Raw genomic sequence first — 5,283 nt, 5'->3', positions numbered from 1 at the left:
CTGCGACTGGCATCGAATTCCCCCACGAAAACGCACATAAACAAATTGCAAATAAGCTAGTTAAAAAATAACGTCGAGACATGGTGGGAGATGGGAGTTGGGAGTTGGGAGTGTGGGAGGTGTGGGGAGTGTGGGAGGTGTGAGGAGTGTGGGATATGTAGGGGGAGGAAAACTATCGAGCCTATCCCCTATCCCCTATTCCCTATTCCCTATCCCCTACTTAGATCGATAGTAAATCTTAGAGCCAGTATTCGAGACGTAGTGACAGTTCTCCTTAGCATCCCAGAAGGCTGCCCAGATGGAGCGATCGGATTTACGATAATAGGTTCCTAAAACTGGTTTAATCGCCTCTGTAGCCTCTAGGAGGTGGTAGTGAGGTATCGATAGGAAGATATGATGAGCGACGTGGGTACCGATATCATGGTGAATATTATTGATAAAACCATAATCTACATCGATCGTTGAAATCGCACCCTTGAGGAAATACCAGTCTTTACCGCGATACCAAGGAATATCGTCATCGGTATGGTGGAGGAAAGTAACCAAATCTAACCAGACGACAAATCCTAAATAAGGCATGAGGTAAAACTTAACCAGCCACAGCCAACCCCAGGTAAATGTCCCCGCAGCGACTAAAGCCACCATCGCCGCACACCAGATGCTGCTAGTAATCACATCCCACTTTTCGGACTCGCGAAATAGGGGGCTTGCAGGGTGGAAGTGCGAACCACCCGGACGTTCGGGCGAACGACGGAATAAATATAAAGGGTAAGCTAATAGAAGTGTCAGGTCGAAGCGGAGAAATTTCTCCCATCCTGCCATATCTTGATACTTAGCTTCAGAGACAGGATACCAACTTTCATCGGTTTCGATGTTCCCAGTGTTCTTGTGATGTGTCCGATGGCTGATTCGCCAGCCATGATAGGGAACTAAAATAAATGAGTGAGAAATATGTCCGACTAGATCGTTGAGCCACTTGTGGCGGGAAAACGAACCATGTCCGCAGTCATGCCCGATGACGAATAATGCCCAGAACATGGTAGCTTGCGCGAACCAGAAGATGGGGTAAAACAGCCAGGAGTCTAATTTGTACGCGATCGCATACAAGCTAGCTACAATTACGACATCGCGGAAAAAATAAGATAAAGACTTCCAGGTAGAAGGCTCAAAGCAATACTTGGGAATCGCTGCTCGCACATCTTGAATGGTAAACGGGAGTCTTTCTCGGTCGAATGAGGATGCGTTGTCGCTAACTGGTTCGATTAAATTAGATTGCACGTACTTTTAATATTTAAAAGATAATAGACCAAGAGCATTGTTACACTCCGCAACAATTTTCGCAACCGGGAAAACCAGGGGATCGGTCGCTGGGTGGTAAATTATCTACTTAGATGGGAGATGGGAGTAAGGAGTAAGAAGTAAAGAGTGTGGGAGGCGTGGGGAGAGAAACGAAGGAACGCAGTTCCAAAGCCTAAAACCTAAAACCTAAAACCTAAAACCTAAAGCCTAATACCTAAAGCCTAATACCTAGCCCTAGCCTCCCATCCGAATTTCTGAGTAAAAGGACGCGAGGGAATCGCCACTGGTTTGAGTCACGATGGTGGTGCGGAGGCGGACATTATTACTTTCAAACCAGACTCGTTCTTCTGCGCGGATTTGTGCGGTGGTTGTTACCAATGTCAGCGCGTCATCATCGCCGAATGTGTATTGGGCTAGTTGATGGGGGCGAGTATTGCCGTTGGTAATATGGAAAAACTTGCCAGTGTTGGCTGTGGGTGAGTCGGGAATGGCAATTGCGATCGATTCACCCGTTGGATTTACAGCATTTTGGGTTTGAGTATCCCAACTAATCGTACCTTTCCACGTATATTTAACTCCACCCCAAATCGAGCTAGGCTCGACACCAGCTTGTTGGCATAATTGCAGCACTTGAGGATTATCTACTGGCAAAATTTCGATGACTAAATCTGATTTACCATGTTCTGACTGTTTTAAAGTCAGATGTTGACTAGTCTTTTGCGAAAACCATTTGCCAGCACTCAACTCAAAAAATTCGCGGACATTCATAATTAGGGGATAGGGATTAGGTTTTAGGTTTTAGGTTTTAGGTTTCAGGAGTAGAAAATCGCTGGCGATTGAGGTTGATTGCTATCTATCCTCTCCCTGTTAACATATTTAACCCAAGGGTATTGATGCTAGTGCGAGTATCCTAGCCTTAACCTGATGTTGAACCGTTCCCGCGAGCCTCTCCTGTGGAGAATCGAGGTTCATTCAGACCACTAATTAGTATAACCTCCCCCACTCCCACTCATTTAGTCTTCCATGCGTTGCAAGCAAATTGTTGCAGCGGCAGAAACATGAGGATGACTATCTTTTGCGAGATATTTGAGTGCGGAAATACTCTTGGGTGTAGATAATTGCCCTAATGCTTCTGCTAGGCGTTGGCGTACTAGCCAATCTTCTGCTTCGATAAACGTCACCAGCTTGTCTACAGAGGCAAGGGCTTTAATCTCGCCTAATGCGGCAATTGCAGCTTGTTGAAGGACGACTTCGGGCGAATCTAGAGCCTTCATCAGCACATCAAAAGCTCGCGGATCTTTGAGATTGCCTAGAGAAACAGCCGCACTAAAACGGACTAACCAGTCGGTATCTTCATAAAAGGCGCGGACGAGTGCTTCAAAAGCGCGGATATCTTCCAGATAGCCTAATGCACCCGCCGCATCGGCGCGAATTCCATAATCTGGGTCATTTGCGAGGATATCGATCAAAATCGGGTAAGATTCTGATGTGACTTTGATACCTAGAGCGAACACTGCCATCGATCGCAGTTGTAAGCTTTCATCATTGAGCACTTTTTTGATTAACGGTAAGGCAACATCCGCAGGTACATTCCGCAGTGAGGCTAATGCTACCATCCGATCGCGCAAGTCTTTGCTCTCTAACTGTGTCGCTAGTAATGTTGTATTCGCCGGATTTAGATCGCTCATATACTTTTTACCATGTTTTATTATTAAATTGTAACAAATTTTATCAATCTGACGGCTAGACAGATCTGTTTGAGCCGCTAGAGGCTACATGCCAGCGTACCGTAACCGATTTGTCTACTCGGAACGCACTCCCAGACTACAGCACCCCGATAACCAGCTATGCTTACCCCGATCGACTCAACCCATCTGTGTCAACTTACGGCTACACAAATTCAAGAAATTTTAGTTTTAAATGGAGTCTTAATCGAGCAGTATCAACCACAGTTACATCGCTGGTTGACGATCGCTCAGTTGCCAGATTTAGGACAATTGACGCTCAATTTAGAACCTGACAAGGTAGCGGAAATCGATCGACGGTTGCATCAGCACGAAATTGTGGAATATACGGCGATGACTACTGTCATGAATATCAATATTTGCGATCGCTATGTATTTATTCCGCTGCTCAAGCAGCCCGGATTTTACGATAGTAGTGAAACCGAATTATGGGGACGGATTTGCCTATTAGGAAATCTTCATAGTATCTGGACTCCGCAAGATTTATCGTGGGTACAAGCCTTGGGACAGCAACTGCTGACGGCGATGAATTTATTGGTAGGAATGCCAGATCCATCCGAGCCGACAAATGCTAGTAGTTCGCCATTATCCGACCTAGCAGAATTAATCGAACGGATCGATAATTTAGAATCTATTTGCCAACATAAAGATGACTATATTAATACCATCGCTCACGATTTGCGCGCACCGTTGATGAATATCAAAATGGCAATGAAGCTGCTCAGAACCAGTTTAGAAAACGATCCGGAAATATCTAATCTATTATTAGGACATCGATCTGAAAAATATTTAGATATTTTAGAACAAGAGTGCGATCGGGAAGTAGAATCAATCGATCGTATTTTAGATTTACAACGGCTAGAATTTGTCAGTGGGGAAAGAGATCGATCGATCTCTCCAGTCGTCCTCAAACTGCCAAAAACACTGCTAGCCGAACCACAAGAACAACCCCTCAATCTCGAACCCGTAGAAATATCTACTTGGTTGCCAACCACGATTGCACCGTTTCGACATCGGGCAAATATCGATCGCCAAAAGTTAATTACTTCTGTATCTAAACGGATTCCAACGATTAGAATCGATCGAGTTCATTTAAACAAGATTTTTATCGAACTATTAAATAATGCCTGTAAATATACTCCTGTGGATGGCGAGATATCCGTCGCGATCGAAGCCCAACCAAATTCACAATGGCTGACGATCGTCGTTAAAAATCAAGCCGAAATATCGAGGCAACATTTACCACATATTTTCGAGCAATTTTATCGAGTTCCCGATACCGAAAGAGTAGCTACGGGGGTACCAGTACCAGCACAACAAAGTGGTAGTGGTTTGGGACTATCTTTAGTGCAAAAATTAGTCGATCGACTAAACGGTCAAATTCACGCAACTAGTGATGCTGGCTGGACGGAATTCGTAGTTAAATTACCTGTGACAGCTACGACAGTGTAACAATAGCAAATCTAAAAGATAATATTGTGATGTTGTGTGCTTAGGGATTCTGGGTTAGGGTGGCATGATGTCGCTCTCGCTGATGGTATACGTAATCCGAGGATAGGTGAAGTCCGGTTCATTATTTTCTCGATGCCGTAGATGGTAAAACTCGTGCCTTTGTTCGTCGTTTGCCAACGTCAGCCGCGTATCGTCCAGAAAGTAGGCATATTCGTCACGAAACCGCACCAAGGTCTTTGATGTTCTAAAGGTGATGCCCAACCATTGGTTCTCAGGTGTTTGGACTGACTTGTCCAGCACGATTTTGTGCTTGAGCCGCCGATTGGTGTCAAGGTCGAACACTACGACACTGTTATGAGTTAAGGGGATCTCGATTCGTTCGCGTAGCGTGGAATCGTCGCTAGACTCCTTCAATTCAACGAGCAGCTTCCTGGGCGGGCTTACGCTCTCAGGATGCTTGTAGCAAGAGAAAATAGCGATCGACGATTCATCTGCCAGATCCAGGGCTTGGTCGGAATGACTGCCCATGGTGGTGTAAGCGTTCGTGTAGTTTTCGACCAGAGCGTTGTTAAAACCAACCGCAAGCGACGCAATTGTTTGAATCTGCTGTGCTAACCGATCGTGTACCGACTGGAAGCGTTGCGCTGGGGTGCTGTATCTGGTGGTGGTGCGGACGATCGGGATGCTACACGTTTCGTCGATCTTTATCAGCACCGCTCCCTGCCGACCTTTGCCCACGTCCTCAAACCGCACCGATGCCAGCAACTCCGCAAACAGATTGTCGGCG

General features: G+C 45.7%; 5 protein-coding genes. 1 reads left to right on the top strand and 4 read right to left on the bottom strand.

The window, feature by feature from the left end; translation table 11 throughout:
* Positions 1-216 precede the first annotated feature (216 nt).
* From RMO79_RS09485 to RMO79_RS09475, 3 genes are all read right to left on the bottom strand, one after another.
* Positions 217-1,278 carry a DUF3474 domain-containing protein gene (locus RMO79_RS09485; RefSeq protein WP_310482884.1) on the bottom strand — a complete coding sequence of 354 codons (1,062 nt, stop codon included), beginning with the start codon at positions 1,276-1,278 and terminating at the stop codon, positions 217-219.
* 255 nt (positions 1,279-1,533) lie between these two features.
* Complete coding sequence (locus RMO79_RS09480; RefSeq protein ID WP_310482883.1) at positions 1,534-2,067, bottom strand: phycobiliprotein lyase; 534 nt, start codon at positions 2,065-2,067, stop codon at positions 1,534-1,536.
* Positions 2,068-2,312: 245 nt separating this feature from the next.
* Positions 2,313-2,987, bottom strand: a complete 675-nt coding sequence (locus RMO79_RS09475) for a HEAT repeat domain-containing protein (RefSeq protein ID WP_310482882.1) — start codon at positions 2,985-2,987, stop codon at positions 2,313-2,315.
* Positions 2,988-3,146: 159 nt separating this feature from the next.
* Between RMO79_RS09475 and RMO79_RS09470 the strand changes: the two genes are divergently transcribed.
* Positions 3,147-4,496 carry a HAMP domain-containing sensor histidine kinase gene (locus RMO79_RS09470; RefSeq protein ID WP_310482881.1) on the top strand — a complete coding sequence of 450 codons (1,350 nt, stop codon included), beginning with the start codon at positions 3,147-3,149 and terminating at the stop codon, positions 4,494-4,496.
* Positions 4,497-4,550: 54 nt separating this feature from the next.
* On the opposite strand, the gene RMO79_RS09465 is transcribed toward RMO79_RS09470, so the two are convergent.
* Positions 4,551-5,283 (bottom strand): alpha-ketoglutarate-dependent dioxygenase AlkB (locus RMO79_RS09465; protein ID WP_310482879.1); only part of this gene is annotated, 733 nt, incomplete at its 5' end.

It is taken from the genome of Chamaesiphon sp. VAR_48_metabat_403 (assembly GCF_031422475.1).
Taxonomy (GTDB): Bacteria; Cyanobacteriota; Cyanobacteriia; order Cyanobacteriales; family Chamaesiphonaceae; genus Chamaesiphon.
The sequence above is the reverse complement of the archived record's forward strand: the minus strand, read 5'-3'. Positions and strand labels throughout refer to the sequence as shown.

Bases quoted from the DNA above. Each gene is read 5' to 3' on its own strand.
- RMO79_RS09470 (WP_310482881.1), top strand. From the start codon at position 3,147: ATGCTTACCCCGATCGACTCAACCCATCTGTGTCAACTTACGGCTACA.
- RMO79_RS09480 (WP_310482883.1), bottom strand. From the start codon at position 2,067: ATGAATGTCCGCGAATTTTTTGAGTTGAGTGCTGGCAAATGGTTTTCG.
- RMO79_RS09475 (WP_310482882.1), bottom strand. From the start codon at position 2,987: ATGAGCGATCTAAATCCGGCGAATACAACATTACTAGCGACACAGTTA.